The sequence below is a fragment of the Pantoea sp. Morm genome, from assembly GCF_016643525.1.
GTDB classification, from domain to species: domain Bacteria; phylum Pseudomonadota; class Gammaproteobacteria; order Enterobacterales; family Enterobacteriaceae; genus Pantoea; species Pantoea dispersa.
Genome location: NZ_VOQX01000003.1, coordinates 61,883 through 80,074, shown reverse-complemented (window position 1 = coordinate 80,074; position 18,192 = coordinate 61,883). Strand labels below are relative to the sequence as shown.

General features: G+C 60.4%; 12 protein-coding genes. 1 reads left to right on the top strand and 11 read right to left on the bottom strand.

The genetic code is table 11. The features are described from left to right. Positions 1–30: 30 nt before the first annotated feature. The 11 genes from der to FT726_RS01855 all read right to left on the bottom strand — a co-directional run bounded on the left by der (position 31) and on the right by FT726_RS01855 (position 17,081). Entirely contained in the window at positions 31–1,521 is a 1,491-nt protein-coding gene (der, locus tag FT726_RS01905) for a ribosome biogenesis GTPase Der (RefSeq protein ID WP_021506563.1), read from the bottom strand. 176 nt (positions 1,522–1,697) lie between these two features. Then, a complete protein-coding gene (gene bamB / locus FT726_RS01900) occupies positions 1,698–2,879 on the bottom strand; it encodes an outer membrane protein assembly factor BamB (RefSeq protein WP_346302350.1) in 1,182 nt (393 codons plus the stop codon). 19 nt (positions 2,880–2,898) lie between these two features. After that, a complete protein-coding gene (locus tag FT726_RS01895) occupies positions 2,899–3,516 on the bottom strand; it encodes a YfgM family protein (protein WP_021506561.1) in 618 nt (205 codons plus the stop codon). Between the two features lie 39 nt (positions 3,517–3,555). Beyond that, positions 3,556–4,830: a histidine--tRNA ligase gene (gene hisS, locus FT726_RS01890; RefSeq protein ID WP_031279395.1), complete on the bottom strand. Its 1,275-nt coding sequence runs from the start codon at positions 4,828–4,830 to the stop codon at positions 3,556–3,558. A 105-nt stretch (positions 4,831–4,935) separates the two neighbouring features. Further along, the gene (gene ispG / locus FT726_RS01885) at positions 4,936–6,057 is read right to left on the bottom strand and encodes a flavodoxin-dependent (E)-4-hydroxy-3-methylbut-2-enyl-diphosphate synthase (protein ID WP_021506559.1); all 1,122 of its coding nucleotides are present in this window, start codon (positions 6,055–6,057) and stop codon (positions 4,936–4,938) included. A gap of 38 nt (positions 6,058–6,095) precedes the next feature. Further along, complete coding sequence (rodZ, locus tag FT726_RS01880) at positions 6,096–7,118, bottom strand: cytoskeleton protein RodZ (RefSeq protein WP_282995568.1); 1,023 nt, start codon at positions 7,116–7,118, stop codon at positions 6,096–6,098. Then, on the bottom strand, positions 7,108–7,842 hold the full coding sequence (pilW, locus tag FT726_RS01875; protein ID WP_058770850.1) for a type IV pilus biogenesis/stability protein PilW: 735 nt from the start codon (positions 7,840–7,842) through the stop codon (positions 7,108–7,110). Before pilW ends, rodZ begins: the two co-directional genes overlap by 11 nt. Positions 7,843–7,917: 75 nt before the next feature. Next, positions 7,918–9,087, bottom strand: a complete 1,170-nt coding sequence (locus FT726_RS01870; protein WP_021506556.1) for a bifunctional tRNA (adenosine(37)-C2)-methyltransferase TrmG/ribosomal RNA large subunit methyltransferase RlmN — start codon at positions 9,085–9,087, stop codon at positions 7,918–7,920. A gap of 187 nt (positions 9,088–9,274) precedes the next feature. Further along, entirely contained in the window at positions 9,275–9,706 is a 432-nt protein-coding gene (gene ndk / locus FT726_RS01865; protein WP_021506555.1) for a nucleoside-diphosphate kinase, read from the bottom strand. 169 nt (positions 9,707–9,875) lie between these two features. Then, positions 9,876–12,173: a peptidoglycan glycosyltransferase PbpC gene (gene pbpC / locus FT726_RS01860; RefSeq protein ID WP_346302360.1), complete on the bottom strand. Its 2,298-nt coding sequence runs from the start codon at positions 12,171–12,173 to the stop codon at positions 9,876–9,878. A gap of 27 nt (positions 12,174–12,200) precedes the next feature. After that, entirely contained in the window at positions 12,201–17,081 is a 4,881-nt protein-coding gene (locus tag FT726_RS01855) for an alpha-2-macroglobulin (protein WP_346302349.1), read from the bottom strand. Positions 17,082–17,227: 146 nt separating this feature from the next. Here FT726_RS01855 and sseA point away from each other — a divergent pair, with 146 nt between their 5' ends. Next, on the top strand, positions 17,228–18,067 hold the full coding sequence (gene sseA / locus FT726_RS01850; protein WP_141496580.1) for a 3-mercaptopyruvate sulfurtransferase: 840 nt from the start codon (positions 17,228–17,230) through the stop codon (positions 18,065–18,067). Positions 18,068–18,192: the final 125 nt, after the last annotated feature.

Here is an 18,192-nt window from a genome sequence, read left to right as displayed (position 1 = left end):
AAAGAGGGCCCATCCGGGCCCTCATCATGTTTAGCGTTTGTTTTTCTTCAGATGCGATATCAGACGCTTACGCTTACGCTGCTGGGTTGGCGTCAGCAGGTTGCGTTTGCCCGCATACGGGTTATCACCCTCTTTAAACTGGATGCGAATCGGCGTTCCCATCACGTTCAGCGAGCGGCGGAAGTAGTTCATCAGGTAACGCTTGTAGGAATCCGGCAGATCCTTCACCTGATTACCGTGAATCACCACAATCGGCGGGTTATAACCACCGGCATGCGCATATTTGAGTTTCACGCGGCGGCCACGCACCAGCGGCGGCTGATGGTCATCAGCAGCCATGTTCATGATACGTGTCAGCATGGAGGTATTTACGCGTTTGGTCGAGCAGTCGTACGCTTCGGTCACGGATTCGAACAGGTTGCCCACGCCGCTGCCGTGCAGTGCCGAGATAAAGTGCACGCGCGCGAAGTCGATAAAGCCGAGACGGAAGTCCAGCGTCTCTTTCACTTCATCTTTAATCTCCTGCGACAGGCCATCCCACTTGTTGACCACAATCACCAGTGAGCGCCCACTATTCAGGATAAAGCCGAGCAGCGACAGGTCCTGATCGGAAATGCCCGCGCGCGCGTCAATCACCAGCATCACCACGTTGGCATCTTCAATCGCCTGCAGCGTTTTGATGACGGAGAATTTTTCCACCGTATCAGTGATTTTGCCGCGCTTACGCACGCCCGCGGTATCAATCAGAATGTACTCGCGGTCATCACGCTCCATCGGAATGTAGATGCTGTCGCGCGTGGTGCCCGGCATGTCGTACACCACCACACGGTCTTCACCGAGGATACGGTTGGTAAGCGTTGACTTACCTACGTTGGGACGCCCGACAATCGCCAGTTTGATCGGCAGACCGGTCGGATCGAAGGCTTCTTCCTCTTCTTCCTCCAGCGCTTCACCGTTCTCTTCGGCGGCTAACGCGGCCCAGTAGGCTTCGTTTTCGTCCTCTTCGCTGACTTCCCGCGGCGCGATGTCATCCATCCACGGCAGCAACGCGGTTTCCAGCAGGCTGGTGACGCCACGACCGTGCGACGCGGCAATCGGGTGAATCTCACCCAGGCCGAGCGCGTAAAAGTCCAGCACCGCAGCATCCGGATCGAGACCGTCAGTTTTGTTGGCAACGAGGAACGTCGCTTTATCGCGCGAACGCAGATGATTGGCGATCTGCTGATCCGCCGGCATGACGCCAGCACGCGCATCAACTAAAAACAGCACCACATCGGCCTCTTCAATCGCCAGCAGCGACTGCTCCGCCATGCGGTTTTCCACGCCTTCCTCGGTGCCATCAATACCGCCGGTATCGATAACAATAAATTCGCGCCCTTCCACTTCGGCGCGACCATATTTGCGATCGCGAGTCAGTCCAGGGAAATCGGCCACTAACGCATCACGTGTGCGCGTTAAGCGGTTAAACAGCGTGGATTTCCCCACATTGGGACGCCCAACCAGCGCGACCACAGGTACCATAACACTTGCCTCAGTTTTAAAAATAAATCGCCCGAATGGCGTGATTATAACGGCATTTGCCGTCAGGTTCAGGCCGCAGGCGCCAAGAATATCATGCCTGACTAAAAACAGAACGGCCCCTGACGAATCAGGAGCCGTATCAATGCGTGCGAAACGCTGCCCGTCGGGCCATCGCCTTAACGGGTGATGGCGTAGACCTCACCGCCTTTCGCCTGGATCAGCAGCTTGTCACCGGCCACGACTGGCTCGGTCTGGAAGCCGTCGCTGTCCAGTTTCTGCTGCGCCACAAAGCGGCCGTCCAGGGTGTTGATCCAGTGCACGTAGCCTTCGCTATCGGCGACCACCAGGTAACCGTTGAACAGCACCGGAGACGTCAGGTTACGGTGCAGCAGATCGCTCTGACGCCAGATCGCCACGCCGCCATCGGCGTTGAGCGCAATCACGCGGTCATCCTGATCCACCAGATAGATGCGACCGGCATCGACGATCAGATCTTTGACGCCGCCGATTTCACGCTTCCACAGAATCTGACCGGAACGCAGATCCAGCGCCGTCAGGTTACCGTTGTAGGCCAGCGCATAAACCACGCCATTGACGATCACCGGCGTGGTGTCGACATCGTTAAGACGATCAATCTCAGTTGCGCCGCTTGGCTGGGAGATACGCTGCTGCCAGATCAGCTGGCCCTGGTTCATGATCACCGCGCTGACGCGGCCGTTATCGCCGCCAACAATCGCGCCGCCGAACGCTACTGCCGGCGCCGATTCACCGCGCAGCGACAGCGCTGGCATATCCAGATTCACGCTCCATTTCACCGCGCCGCTGCTCTGATCGAGCCCCTGCAGCATACCGTTGCTGGTGTGAATCAGTACCTGGCCATCGCTGACCACCGGACGCGACAGCGCTTCACCGGCCACTTTGGTCTGCCAGGCAATGCTGCCGTCGCTGCTGTTCAGGGCAAATACCTGCCCCCGCTCGCTACCGATGTAGAGGCGATCGCCATTGGCCGTGATACCGCCAGACAGCAGTGCCGAAATGTTTTTCGAGAAGAAGCCGGTCTTCTCAGAGAGGTTCACTTTCCACTTATCTTTGCCGTTGCTGGCGTCGAGCGCTTTCACGATACCGAAGCGGTCGGCGGCATACACGGTGCCGTCCTGCCAGGCGGGATGCAGATTGGAGTAGAAATCACCCACGCCGTCACCGACCGAGGTGCTCCACGCGGTTTCCGGCGTGAACTGGTTTTCAACCTTCGGCAGCGGGGCCATTTTCACTACATCTTCTTCGCCGCTGAACAGCGAGCAACCGCTGAGCAGAGTGACTGACATCAGCCCTGGCAGCAGGTATTTACGTAATTCCATGTGCGCTCTCTTGACTGGCTTAACTTAAGTTATTCATCTTCATCTGCAGCATCTGCTTCAGCGCAGGAGAAGCCTGCGATTCCGCACCTTTGCTCCAGGCATCACGGGCGCCCTGCTTATCGCCTTTGCTCAGCAGTGCTTCGCCACGAATGTCCGCCACAATGGCTGTCCAGCCATCACCCTTCACATTGTTCAGGGTAGTAAGGGCGGCATCGGCCTGATTTTGCTGCAGTTGAATGCGTGCCAGACGCAGGTTGATCACCGCCTGCAGATTGGCATCTTTGGTGTCTTTCAGCCCGCTCTGTAACAGCGTGATGGCTTTGTCTAACTGATTGGCGGCAACGTACTGTTTAGCCAGATCCAGCGCGGCCAGCGCACCGTAGGTGTTGTTGTTCTCGCTGGCGAAGCTGGCGACCGCTTCCAGCGTCTGCGGCTTGTCTGCCTGCATGGCGCTGGTCAGCTGCTGATACTGCGCCGACGCGGCTTTGTCCGCTCCTTCCTGATGGCTGCTCCAGAAACGCCAGCCACCCAGCGCAGCGATACCGACGATGACCCCGACCGCCAGCGCTTTGCCATTATTGGCAAAGAAGCGACGCAGCGCATCAACCTGTTCGTTTTCGTTGCTGTAAACTTCCACGCAATCCCTCTCCTTAAAATGCCTGTTGCAGTGCTGCGCTTACTGCAGCAGCGTGTGCAGCGTCGCGGCGGCGTCGCTCTGCGCCAGCGTCTGCTGATCGCCGGTGCGCAGGTCTTTAATCACCACCTGGCCCGCTTTCACTTCGTCTTCGCCCAGCACCAGCGCAATGCGTGCGCCCCACTTGTCTGCACGGGCAAACTGCTTCTTGAAGTTACCGCCGCCGAAGTTGGTCATCAGCTTCAGCGCCGGGTCGGCATCACGCAGTTTTTCCGCCAGTTGCATCGCGGCGGACTGCACGCCCTGCCCCGAAGCGATAACATAGACATCAACAATGCGCGTCGGTTCAAATTCCGGATTCACCGCCTGCACCAGCAGCACCAGACGCTCGAGCCCCATGGCAAAACCGACCGCCGGCGTTGCGCGGCCGCCCAGTTGCTCCACCAGACCATCATAGCGACCGCCGCCGCACACGGTGCCCTGCGAGCCGAGGCTGCTGGTCACCCATTCGAACACGGTGCGGTTGTAGTAATCGAGGCCGCGCACCAGGCGCTGATTGATGCGGTATTTGATGCCGGCATCGTCGAGCAGCGCGCACAGGCCGCTGAAGTGTTCACGTGACTCCTCGTCGAGGAATTCACCCAGCGTCGGCGCGTCGTTCAGCAGCGTCTGAATATCCGGATTTTTGCTGTCCAGCACGCGCAGCGGATTGGTATACATGCGGCGTTTGCAATCTTCGTCCAGCACCTCTTTATGCTGTTCAAGGAAGGCCACCAGCGCGCTGCGGTAGTTGGCGCGCGCGTCCAGTGAACCGATGGAGTTCAGCTCCAGCTCAACGTGGTCAGCGATACCCAGCGCTTTCCACCAGCGATGGGTCAGCATGATCAGCTCGGCGTCCACGTCCGGCCCCTGCAGGCCAAACACTTCCACACCCATCTGGTGGAACTGACGATAGCGCCCCTTCTGCGGACGCTCGTAGCGGAACATCGGACCGATGTACCACAGGCGCTGCTCCTGATTGTACAGCAGACCATGTTCGATACCGGCGCGCACGCAGCCTGCGGTGCCTTCCGGACGCAGCGTCAGGCTTTCGCCGTTGCGGTCTTCAAAGGTGTACATCTCTTTTTCAACCACGTCGGTGACTTCACCGATCGCGCGGCTGAACAGGGGGGTTTGCTCGACGATTGGCAGACGGATTTCACTGTAGCCGTAGCTGGCCAGCACCTGCTTCAGGGTGCCCTCAATACGCTGCCAGATGGCGGTATCTGCCGGCAGGTAATCGTTCATCCCGCGAATCGCTTGAATATTCTTCGCCACGTTAGAATCTCTTAATACAAAAAAACCTGTCCGGCATCATACCTTATGAGGATGAAACCGCACAGGTTCAATCACAACTGGCGTGCGCCGGGCGCACACCGTCCTTTATTTTTCCAGCTGCTGCACGTTGATGCGGCGGCTCTCGTCCAGCATGGTGGCTTTCGCACGGATGCGCGCTTCCAGCTGATCGATCATGTCATTGTTGTCGAGGCGATCGCGCTGGCGCACGCCATCTTCGTAGAAACCGCTCTTCTTGTTGCCACCGGTCACGCCGAGCGTCGAGACCGTGGCTTCGCCGGGACCGTTCACCACGCAGCCAATGATCGAGACGTCCATCGGCGTGATGATGTCTTCCAGCCGCTCTTCCAGTGCGTTCACCGTACCAATGACGTCAAACTCCTGGCGCGAACAGGTCGGGCAGGCGATGAAGTTGATGCCGCGTGAGCGGATGCGCAGTGATTTCAGGATGTCGTAGCCGACTTTGACCTCTTCAACCGGGTCGGCGGCCAGCGAAATGCGCAGCGTATCGCCAATCCCTTCCGCCAGCAGCAGACCAAGGCCGATCGCTGATTTCACCGCTCCCGCACGCGCGCCACCGGCTTCGGTGATGCCAAGGTGCAACGGCTGATCGATGGCTTTTGCCAGCAGACGGTAAGATTCCACCGCCAGGAACACATCGGAGGCTTTGACGCTCACTTTGAACTGGTCAAAGTTGAGGCGATCGAGGTGATCAACATGACGCATCGCGGATTCGAGCAGCGCCTGCGGCGTTGGCTCACCGTATTTTTCCTGCAGATCTTTTTCCAGCGAACCGGCATTAACGCCGATACGGATCGGAATATTGTGGTCACGGGCGCAATCCACTACCTGGCGAATACGCTCGTTGTTACCGATGTTGCCCGGGTTAATGCGCAGGCAATCGACGCCGTACTCGGCCACTTTCAGAGCGATGCGGTAGTCAAAGTGAATGTCCGCTACCAGCGGCACGTTGACCTGCTGCTTAATCAGTTTGAAGGCTTCCGCCGCATCCATAGTGGGCACGGACACACGCACGATATCCACGCCGACGCGCTCCAGCTGACGGATCTGATTCACCGTGGCTTCGACGTCCGTGGTACGGGTGTTGGTCATTGACTGAACGGCGATAGGCGCGCCATCGCCAACCGGCACCTTGCCGACGTAAATACGTGTAGATTTGCGACGGATAATGGGTGCTTCGTTATGCATATTCTCTCTCCACAATTACCCGGAAAGCGCGCTGCGCGTTATTGCGCACCCAGCGTCAGACGGGCAACCTGGTTATTACGGATAAAACGACTTAAATCAACGGGCTGATTCTGATATTGCACGTCAACCGCACCCGGAGCGCCAATTTTCAGACGATACGGAGCGGTGCCGGACAGGCTGAGTTTACCGCCGCTACGTTGCAATCCGCTGAACAGCTTCTTACCGGTCGCATCGGTGACTTCCAGCCAGCAGTCAGCTTTGAAGTTCATCACCACGGCGTTAGGATCGCCCGCGGGCTGGCTGACGGCAGCGGTACCGGTTGGCATTGAGCCTGCCGGCACGCTGTTGGCCGGCGCCGGTAAGGTGGCCGCTGGCGGTGCGTTATCAATCGGCGCCTGGCTCGGAGACACCACCGCGTTGTCGCTGCTGGTTGCCGTGTTGCTGCTGGTCGCTGCTGGCGCACTGCTGGTACTGCCAGCGTTGTCTGGCGTGCTGACCGCACCGGCACCGGTGTCAATCGGCGTACCGGCTGCGTTAGTGTCGCTGTCGGTAGTGCTGTCCGTGCTGTTATCACCCAGCGGAATCGACTGGCTGTTGTCGCTGCTGCTGCCGTTCTGGTCAGCCATCGACACCAGATCCGCCTGTGAGGCTTTATGGTTCTGCCACCACCAGGCGCCGGTCAGGCCGACCACCACAAAAATCACCAGCCAGGTGAAGATCATCAACCAGCCGTCACGCTTTTTACGACGCTTACCCAGTGAGAAGCTCTGCATCGGCTCAATTTTCGCCGCACGCACCGGAGCCTGCTTTGCCATCATCGGCAGCAGATCATCTTCAGGTACATGCACCAGACGCGCATAAGAGCGAATGTAGCCGCGCAGGAAGGTCGAGGCCAAATCCGCCGGGGATTTATCCTCTTCAATATCACGCACGGTAGAAAGTTTCAGGCACAGGCGCTCAGCGACGTTTTGCTGGGTCAGCCCCATCTGCTCACGGGCCAGACGCAGGCGTTCACCTGTGGAATGTACTGCAGAATTCTCTTGAGTGGCTTCAGTATTCATTAGCTAAATAACGCTGGTACTGTATCGATTGTGGAAAACTTCGCGCCAACCGGTCGCCATAACGTGTAACGTCAGCAGCGTTTCCCTGTTGCGCGGCGAAACGTATCTGTAACCCCAGACTCTCTGCCGTTGCCGGCAAATGCTGATGGTAAACTTCTAAAAGCAGCGGCACTGAAGCCCACTGCTGCTGTTCAAGCCGTCGTTCCACTTCCGTCAGCAGCATACTGCCCTGCTCCGGTGCGGCATCCAGCGCGAGATCGAACTGCTGGCGCGCGGCGCGATCCTCTCCCGCCTGCAGGTAACAATAGCCCGAAAACAGCAGGGCATCCTGAGCGGCGTCGCTGTGCTGCGCTTCAGTTGCCAGCTTAAACTGTTGATGCGCTTCGTCATACTGCCTCAAACCGCAGAGAAACGCACCGTAATTGTTAGCCACATAACCATTCAGCGGCGCTAACTGCTGCGCGCGCTGGTAGTAATGGCGCGTCCGGGCATTATTCTGCTGTGCCTGCGCGACGCGCGCAAGCGCCAGCGGCACCCGGTAATCGCGCGGCGCGGCCTGCTGCGCGCGCAGCAAATTGCGCTGCGCCGCGGCATAATCCTTCACCGCCAGATAGTGCAATCCCAGCTGCAGCCGGATATCGGCCGCGCCGTGCCGCGCCGGTGCTTCGACACACCCGGTTACAACAAAGCCGGCCAGCAGCGCGGCGGGTAATCCTTTACGCATCTCAGTCTCTCCCTGTCAGTTCAGCGCAGAGACTGCCATGCCTGACGCCCGATGCGTAGCAGCGGGCGCGATCTTTCAGAGCGCCTTCACAGAGATGGCTTCACCGGCCATTTTTTTACGCAGCGTACGCTTGGTGCGGTCGATAACATCGCCCGCCAGCTGACCACAGGCGGCATCAATGTCGTCGCCGCGCGTTTTACGCACGATGGTGGTGAAACCGTACTCCATCAGCACTTTGGAGAAGCGGTCAATACGGCTGTTCGAGCTGCGGCCATACGGCGCGCCCGGGAAGGGGTTCCACGGAATCAGGTTGATCTTGCACGGCGTCTCTTTCAGCAGCGCCGCCAGCTCATGCGCATGTTCGGTGCTGTCGTTGACGTGATCCAGCATCACGTACTCAATCGTCACGCGGCCCTGATTAGCGTTGGATTTGCCAATGTAGCGCTTCACCGCCGCCAGGAAAGCTTCGATGTTGTACTTTTTGTTGATTGGCACGATGTCATCGCGGATGGTGTCATTCGGTGCGTGCAGCGAAATCGCCAGCGCCACGTCGATCATATCGCCGAGCTTGTCCAGCGCCGGCACTACGCCCGAGGTCGACAGCGTCACGCGACGTTTGGAGAGGCCGAAACCGAAGTCATCCAGCATGATCTCCATCGCCGGTACCACGTTGGTAAGGTTGAGCAGCGGCTCGCCCATGCCCATCATGACCACGTTGGTGATCGGACGCTGGCCGGTCACTTTAGCGGCACCGATAATTTTTGCCGCACGCCATACCTGACCGATGATTTCAGACACGCGCAGGTTACGGTTAAAGCCCTGCTGCGCGGTCGAACAGAATTTACACTCCAGCGCACAACCTACCTGCGAGGAGACGCACAGCGTGGCGCGGTCGGCTTCCGGGATATACACGGTTTCCACCAGCTGATCGCCGACGCGAATCGCCCACTTGATGGTGCCATCGCTGGAGCGCATCTCTTCCGCCACTTCCGGCGCACGAATTTCAGCGCGCTGCATCAGCTTGCCACGCAGCACTTTATTGATGTCTGTCATCTGCTCGAAATCATCGCAGCAGTAGTGATACATCCACTTCATGACCTGATCGGCACGGAACGGTTTTTCGCCCATCTCAACAAAGAATTCGCGCATCTGCTGACGGTTAAGATCCAGCAGGTTAATTTTTTCGTTTTTCGGGGAAACAACCACGGGGGAAGCGGACGACGGCGTCACAATCTGTTCGGACATAATGTTCTCTGGCCTCGTTGTTACACGTTACGGCTCTGGTTAAGAATAGGAAAAAAACAGCGCCCTCGCTGAGCCAGGCTCAACAAGGGCGCATAATTGTACTACATCTGCTGCGTGATGCCAGGGGAACGTCTTAGCCACCGGTTACAAGGTGTAAAGACGTCTGTCCGCATCCGCTACCGCGCACTTAGCGGGTACGTGGGCAGACTTCGTTTTCTGCGAAGAAGTAAGCGATTTCGCGTGCCGCAGATTCTGCAGAGTCAGAACCGTGGGTGGCGTTTTCGGTGAAGCTGTCTGCGTAGTCAGCACGCAGCGTACCGGCCAGCGCGTTGTCCGGGTTAGTTGCACCCATCAGATCGCGGTGACGCTGGATAGCGTTTTCGCCTTCCAGAACAGATACCACAACCGGGCCAGAAGTCATGAACTCAACCAGACCATCAAAGAACGGACGGCCTTTGTGCTCCGCGTAGAAGCCTTCAGCCTGCTCTTTGGTCAGGTGCAGCATTTTCGCACCAACGATTTTGAAGCCAGCGCTTTCGAAACGGTTGTAGATAGCACCAATCACGTTCTTAGCGACGGCGTTTGGTTTGATGATGGAGAAAGTGCGTTCGATTGCCATGATTACCTCTGATTAGCATCCTGAAGAAACCGGGAACCCGCTCCCGGTAAGAAAACGCGCCGATTATAGGGAGATCGGCGCGCCTTGCCTATGAGTGAAGAGAGGAATTATTGAAAATAATTGATTTCTGTCGGGGCAAACACGCAAAAAATATGCCATAGCGCTGCGTTTAGCCGCGCGTGAAAGACACCGAAGCCAGCTGCCCGGCCTCATCCATCACCACCAGCTGATAACGACCGGGCTCGCGCAGCACCAGCGAGGCGCTGCTTTTTCCCGCAGCAAGCTCCACCGGCTGCCCGTTTAAAAACCACCAGCGCTGCGTACCCTGCCCGCCCTGCACCGCCACCGGCAGCAGCAATACGGCCTTACCAGGCAGCGGCTGCACGCGCTGGCCATTGATCACGCCGGTCACCAGCAGCGGCACGCTGTCCCCCTGATTGAGCGGCGGGCAGGTCGCATCCACTGGCGGCAGGCGCTGCGCCCGCCGTTCGCCCGGTGGCAGCCACGGCTCAAGCGGCAGCGGCCACATTACGCGTTCCCGGCTTTGCGCATCCGGACAATCCGCCGCCACGCGCAGCCCTTTGCTATTTTGCCAGAAGCGCTGGCGTAAGCCATTGACGCCCTCCTGCCCCGGCGCCAGCAGCGTTGGCGGCACGGTCTGATTCAGCACCCAGCTGTAACGCCGCTGCCGGCAGTTCTCGTCGCCGGCGGGCAACGGCTGGCCGCCGGGCCAGCAGATACTGACGGCGCTGACCGTCGCCGGGCGCGGATCGCCGGGCACGCCGCGCGCCGGCAGGTGTCCCGCCAGCAGGTGATTAACCTGCTGCATCACCGGCACCGCCGACGCGTAACCGAACTGGCCGGCAACCGGTGTGGCATCCGGCCTGCCCACCCAGACGCCAATCAGATAGCGTGGCGTGATACCAACGCTCCAGGCGTCGCGATAGCCGTAGCTGGTGCCGGTTTTCCACGCCAGCGGCACGATATCGGCGACCGCCCCGCTGGCGGCAGGCTGCGCCTCACCGGCGAGGATGCGGCGCACAATCCACGCCGCGCCGGGCGACAGTAACGGGCGCTGCAGCAGCGGCTGCTGCGGCAGCCAGCGCAGCTGCGCAGCATTACCGTGGCGGGCAAAGGCGCTGTAGGCGGCGACAATGTCGTCCAGCCGCGCGCCGGTGCCGCCCAGCACCAGCGACAGATTCGGTTCACCGCCCGCCGGAAAACGCAGATTCAGGCCGACGTTGCGCAGCCGCGCGGCGACGTTTTTCGGTCCAAGCGCCTCCAGCAGCTGTACCGCCGGCAGGTTGAGCGAACGCTGCAGCGCTTCGCTGGCGCTGACCGGGCCGTGAAAGCCGCTGTCGAAATTGCCGGGACGATAGTCGCCAAAGCGGCGTGGCACATCCTGCAGCAGCGATTCGCCATGAATCAGACCATCATCCAGCGCCATGCCGTAGACAAACGGCTTGAGCAGCGATCCCGGCGAACGCACGCTGGCAATCATATCCACATGGCCAAAGCGGCTGTCGTCATTGAAAGACACCGAGCCGACGTAGCCGCGCACCTTCATGCTGCTGTGGTCGACAACCAGCAGTGCCAGCGAGGTGCGCGGCGGCAGCCGGGTTTGCAGCGACGCAGCGAGGTTCTCCAGTTCGCGCTGCAGCGACACATCCAGCGTGGAGGTAATTTTGCTGTCGGGCGACAGCGACAGCAGCCGGCGCGCCAGCAGCGGTGCCAGCTGCGGCAGCTGACGCGGCGGCAGCCATACCGGCTCCTGTTTGATTTCGGCGACGGTCTGCGCCGGCCACACCTGATACTGCGCCAGGCGATCCAGCACTTTATTGCGGGCAGCTTCAGCGCGCTGCGGCCAGCGGTCCGGGCGCAAACGGCTGGGTGCCTGCGGCAGCACCGCCAGCAGCGCCGCCTCGCCGCGGGTAAGCTGCGAGGCCGGTTTGCCCAGCCACATCCAGCTGGCGGCGCCGACGCCCTCAACCGTGCCGCCAAACGGGGCGCGGTTGAGATACAGCGTGAGGATCTCGCGCTTCGACAGATGCCACTCCAGCTGCAGCGCGCGCCACGCCTGCACCACTTTGCCACTCAGGGTACGCGGCTGCGGATCAATCAGCCGCGCCACCTGCATGGTCAGCGTGCTGCCGCCGGAGACAATGCCGTGCTGCAGCAGGTTTTGCCCGACGGCGCGCACTATCGCCAGCGGGTTAATGCCGGGATGGTGCCAGAACCAGCGGTCTTCGTAGGTCAGCAGCGCCTCAATATAGGCCGGTGACACCTCGTCCAGCGTCACCGGATAGCGCCACACACCCTGTCGATCGGCAAAGCGCCACAGCGGCGTGCCATCTTCCGCTACCACCACCCGCGCCGGCTGTAACTGGCGCAGCGGCAGCGGATCGAGCCGGTCCAGCAGCCATACTGCGCCCACCAGCAGCAGTAACAGCAGCGTCAGCCCGCACAGGCGTCGGTGGCCCAGCGTCACGGGCGCTTAACGCACATGAAGTTTTTCCGGCGTGGTGCCGATGGCGCGCCACGCGGGCACATACATCGACTCCACCTGCGGTGGCGGCAGACGATAACTGCCCGGCGTCACCGCACGCGCCAGATACAGCAGCGTGCCGGGCGTGTAGCCATCCAGCGCCAGCGCGGCGACAAAGCGGTCGTCGCGGAACTCAAGATGTTTGATGTTGGCCTGCTGCATGTCCATCATGCTCTCTTTCAGCGCATCGGCACTGTCGCCCAGGCTGGCGCTGCTGTCGCTCAGGTTTTGATTTTCCAGCTCCAGCCCGGCCGGCAGCAGATCCACCACCAGCGCATCGCTGACGCGCTGGCTGGCGCCCACCTTCAGCCGCACCACCAGCAGCTCACCGCTCTTCAGGTTATTGAGATCGGCCGGTTTGCCGTCCAGCGTGAAGTATTCGCGACTGATGCTGAGCACGTTGCTGACCGGTGACGGCGCACTGCGCGGATAGCCGACCACATTGAGCGTGCCGTACAGCGGCGACGGCGTGTCGCTGGTCACCGTCAGGCCCTGCTGCAACTGCTGCGCGCTCAGCCCGAGACTCAGCGGTCGATCGCTGCGCAGCGACTGGTCCTGCAGTGTGGCCTGCCAGGCTTCACCCTGATGCTGCTGCAGCGTCCGCGCGGCGAGGAACAGCGCATTGTTCTCCTGGGTAGAGAACCAGCGCTGCCCGTGCAGCGTTTGCGCCAGTTCAATCAGCAATGGCCCCTGCTGCTCCGGCAGCAGCTGATTTTCCGTCAGCAGCGCCAGCGTTAGCGCGCGGTCACGCAGCGGACTGCCGTAATCGCCCAGCCACATGTCAGGCTGGCGTTGCAGCGCGATGCCCTGCATCAGCGCCAGCTGGGCGCGCTGCGTATCGCCCATCTGCTGCAACGCCACGCCAAGCTGCACCAGCGCCAGTCCGGACTTCGCCTGGGCGCGTTGGTTATACAGCGCCCGCAGCGCGCCGAGCGGCGCCTGCTGCTGACGCGCCAGCACCAGCCCCGCATAGGCCTGCACGCTAAAACGCAGCGCATCGGCATTGCTACTCCAGCTGGTTTCGATTTGCGCCGGATCCTGCAAATAACGCAGCAGGCGCTGGTCGGCGCGATTAATCACGCCCTCCGGCACGCTGTAGCCCGCTTCGCTGGCGCGCAGCAGGAAGTCAGTGACGTAAGCGGTGAGCCAGAACTCCTCGCTGCTCTCTTTGCTCCACAGGCCAAAGCTGCCGTTACCGCGCTGCATGCCGGCCAGGCGCGCAATGCCGGTGTCAATTGCCGCGCGGCGCGCCTCATCACTGCTGGTTTTGATGCCCATCGCGCTGAGCTGGGCGTGATTAGTGAAGAGTGAAGGCCAGATGCCGCTGGCGGTCTGCTCCAGACAGCCATAGGGATAAGCGTAAAGCTGGCTGATGTAGCTGGCGATATTCAGCGGCGGCTGAGAACTCAGCGACAGCTGGCCACTCAGCGTGCTGGCCTGCAGGCCGTTGAACGCGCTCGCCATCACCTGCCAGCGCTGCCCGCTGTTCATTACGTTATCGAAACTCAGGGTTTGCGCCGGATAAGCCGGACGCACACCAATCTTCCAGCGGCGCACGCTCGGTACCAGCGTCTCGTTCGGCAGGCTCAGCCCCGAAACGGTCACCTGCACGTCGCCCTCACCAAAACCGTCCTGCGCTTTAACCGGGATCGCCAGCGTGGTCCGCGCCCCTTTCGCCAGCTGCACCCTGGCCGGGATTTGGCCGTTGAGTGCAATCAAGCCGCTGGCGTTAACCGCGACGTTCAACGTTTGAGGTTGATCGGTGAGGTTGGTCAAATCCAGCGCCAGTGTTGATTGATCGCCGCTGGCAAGAAAGCGCGGCGTCGCCAGTTCGCTTACCAGCGGTGCGGCGACCACCATTTTACGATCCGCCGCGCCGAAACTGTCTTCGCTCCACACCTGCGCCATCAGCCGCAGCTCGCCGTTAAAGGCCGGTACCGGCAGTTCCAGCGTGCCCTCGCCGCTGGCATCCAGCGTCACCGGCTGCAGCTGCTGCGCCACAATCTGCGCCTCGGTGACCGGCTTTTTACCGCCGCGCGACAGCGCATCGGCATCATCCCCGTCACCGCCAAAACGCAGCGCCGCCAGTTTGCCACCACCCTCAATCAACTGTCCGAACACGTCATACTGATCGGCGTTGTAGCGCTTGCGGCCAAAGAAGCCGTTCCACGGATCGGGGGTGGCATAGTCGGTAATGCTCAGCACGCCGCTGTCCACCGCCGACAACAATACCTGCACCTGCTGCGGCAGCGCACCGCCCTCGCGGCGGGCTTTAACCTTCACTTGCACAGTTTGTTCCGGCCGAATCCTGTCCGGTGCCTCCAGCGCCAGCGTCAGGCGGCGCGCGGCGGTTGCCATCGGCAGATGCAACAAGCCGACCGCGCGTTTTGGCGTGGTGCCATTCGCTTTGTCGCCGTCGCGCACCACAATCGCGCTGAGATACAGATCGTGGCGTTTCCACTCCGCACTGACTGGCACATTAATGGTAGCGCCGCCCGCCGGCACATCCAGCGGTTGCCACCACAAGGTGCCGCTGCTCGACTCCACCAGCAGATAGCCTTTGCCGGCCGCCGGGGATTCCACCGTGACACGCGCGGTGTCGCCGGGTTGATAGGCGGCTTTGTCGATCTTCAGTTTGACCTGATCCGGACGCAGCGCCCCGGTGCCGTTAGTGTTATCCTGCCACCAGTAACCAGCCTGGAAACGCACGCTGCTGACGATGTTGTCACCGACATGCACTTCAAGACGATAGGTGCCCCACTCTACCGGGAAGCTGACTTTCTGGGTGCCGCCCGCCGCAATGCTGATGCGCTGCTGCTCTTCCTGCAGATCTTTTTCATCGTAACGTGACTGCCAGCCTTCGCTGTCGGAGAAGCTCCAGAAGTAGTCGCGACGTTCGTGGATCAAACGCACATCAAGATCCTGCGCCGCCAGCTTTTCGCCCTGCGCATTGGCGTACACCACGTCAAATTCGGCGAGGCTGTTTTCCGGTACGGTTGGCTCATCGTTATAACGATCGGTGCGATAGTCGTACACCGATTCGCTGTTAAACAACGGACGAATGCCCGGCAGCGCGGCCGCCGGCCAGATCGCTTGCGTGGCGCGGCGCGTTACCGGACGACCGCCGGTCTCCAGCAGGCTGGCCTGCAAAATCAGGTTGAGCGGAGAGTGGCTCTCCGCCCAGCTGCTTTCGACCTTAAGCTGCAGCCTGCCGCTGTCGTCCAGCTTTTCATCCACATCATCAAGGCTTCGTTTCAGTTCCTCCGTGATGTCGCCAAACTGATAACCGGGCAACGCAGCGACCGCTTCACGCGCCGGGCGCAGGAACAGCTGGCCTTGCAGTTCGTTGCCTGCCGCTGGCGCGCCATACAAATAACGACCTTCGATATCAAAGGTGACGTTGGCATCTGGCGACAGGGGCTGAGTGTTGCTTTTAAGCGACAGCGCCATCCGTTCTGGCAGGAAATCTTCTACATTGAACGGCCAGCTGCGCGGCTGGTTGTCGCCGCTGTTAATACGCAGCGTCCATTTACCGGTCATCGCCGAGGCCGGTAAGGCAAAACGTTGTTGATAAACGCCGTTCTCTGGCTGCCAGACGAAGGTTTGTGCCACTTCACCATTCGGCTGCACCACTTCAGCTTTCACCGGCTGCGGCGGCAGTGGTTTGCCATCGGCATCGCGCAGCAGCGCATTAACGATGACCGTTTCGCCGGGGCGATAGAGATCGCGCGGGCTAAAAATGAAGAACTGTTTGTCGTAGCCTTGCGGGCCATCAATCGGGAATTCGGCCAGATCCAGCGCCGGGCGATTAAGGTCGATGAGCGAAGTCTGGCCTTTACTGGTCGCCAGCAGCAGCTTGCCTTTGGCGTTAGCCGCTAAATGCAGATGACCTTCGCTGTCGCTGCTGCCGCTCGCCAGCTGTTGGCCTTTTTCATCCAGTAGCTGCACGCTGACATCCGCCAGCGGATCGCCACTGGCGAGGCTTTGTGTAAACAGTTCCAGCTGGGTGGGAAAACGGTGCAGCGACAGACCAATGTCGCTCAGGGTGAACAGTGTCGCCGGTTGCGTGTAGTTGTAGGTGCCGGCCTGTTTCATCACCGCCAGATAGACACCCGGCTGTTTCAGCGCCGCGACGTCGCCGAGCGGCAGCTGCATTTTTTCCCGCGTATTGCGTGCCGGGTTGAGATCGAAGCGGCCGCTGTAAACCAGATCGGCGTTTTTCAGCAGATCGCGCGATTCCCAGTACGACAAATTGTTGCCGTAATTCCACTGGGCGAGAAAATCCGCCAGCGAGGCATTTTTCACCCGGAAGAAATCAACATCGATCTGGTTAACGTTGAGCGCCAGCACCGGCAGTCCCTGCGCCAGGCGCAGCGGCAGCAGCGAGCCACGACTGGCGAAACCGACCATCGGCTGGATGTCGCGCGTGGTGAGTGTCTGGCTGAATGGGCTGGCTAAGGCACTGCCATCCGCGGCCTTCAGGCCGGCATTGACGGTGACGGTGAGCTTGCGCGCCGGCTGCGGATGGCGGAAGCGCAGCACTTTGCCGTTCTGCGCTAGCTCCCAGCCTCCGTCGACCTTGCCGCTGCTGTCGTCGGTGAGGCTGATCCAATGGTTGAAATCCTGCTGACCGTCGAGCGCGCGGTTGAAGGTCAGTACCAGCGCCGCCGCGCCGTCCAGCTGCAGCTCGGAAAGGTCGATCACCGCGAGATCGCGTGTCGCGGCCTGCGGCGCAGGCGTATCAGCCGCCTGCAGCGACGGCTGCGCGCCGCCCAGTAATGCGCCGCCGAGCAGCACGCTGAACAGCAGTCGTTTTACACATCTTGCCATGGTAATTCCCTCACCAGCCCCAAAAGGTTAAACGTGTTGTGCTGCGCAATTTCACATCAAGCCGCCAACTTTAGCAATGTTACCCTTGAGATAGCCTTCACATTCCCGGACACTGGGCCTTTGCCGCTGATGGAGAAGAGGTTGCTATGACAGCCATGTTTGTGTCCGCTGATTGGTTGAATGAACATTACCACGAAGAGCGTTTGCAGGTGCTGGATGCCCGCATGCTGCCGCCAGGTCAGGAAGCGGTGCGCGATATCACGGCGGAGTATCTGGCCGGGCATCTGCCGGATGCGCCTTTTTTCAACATCGAAGCGCTGTCCGATCACACCAGCCCGTATCCGCATATGATGCCGCGCGCAGAGACCTTTGCCGTGGCGATGCGCGAGCTGGGCATCAGCCAGGATAAACATCTGGTGGTGTACGACGAAGGCAATCTGTTCTCCGCGCCGCGCGCCTGGTGGATGCTGCGTGCCTTTGGCTGTGAACAGGTGTCGATTCTGGCGGGCGGCCTGCAGGGCTGGAAAGCCGCTGGCTTCAGCCTGGCTACCGGTCCGGTGAATCTGCCTGAAGGCGAGTTTGACGCGCAATACGACAGCAGCCAGGTAAAGCGCCTGACCGATGTCCTGCTGATCAGCCACGAGGGCGGCGCGCAGATTGTCGATGCGCGCGCGGCCAACCGTTTCAATGCCGAAGTGGATGAGCCGCGTCCCGGCCTGCTGCGCGGCCATATCCCGCACAGTCTGAATATGCCGTGGAACAATCTGGTGGCCAACGGTGAGCTGAAACCGGCCGCCGAGCTGCGCGATCTGTTTGCAAAGGCAGGGATTAAGCTGGATCAGCCGATTGTCGCCAGCTGCGGCTCCGGCGTGACGGCGGTGGTGGTGATTCTGGCGCTGACCGCGCTGGGCGTACGTGACGTGACGCTGTACGACGGTTCGTGGGGAGAATGGGGCAGCCGCGACGATTTACCGATTGAGAAATAAGTGTATCCGGTCGCCGTGAACGGCGACCCTACACGTAGGGTGCGCATTTATGCGCACCTGGGTGAAATCGGTGCGATTTTGATGACGCATTTATGCGCACCTGGGTGAATCGGTGCAATGTTGAT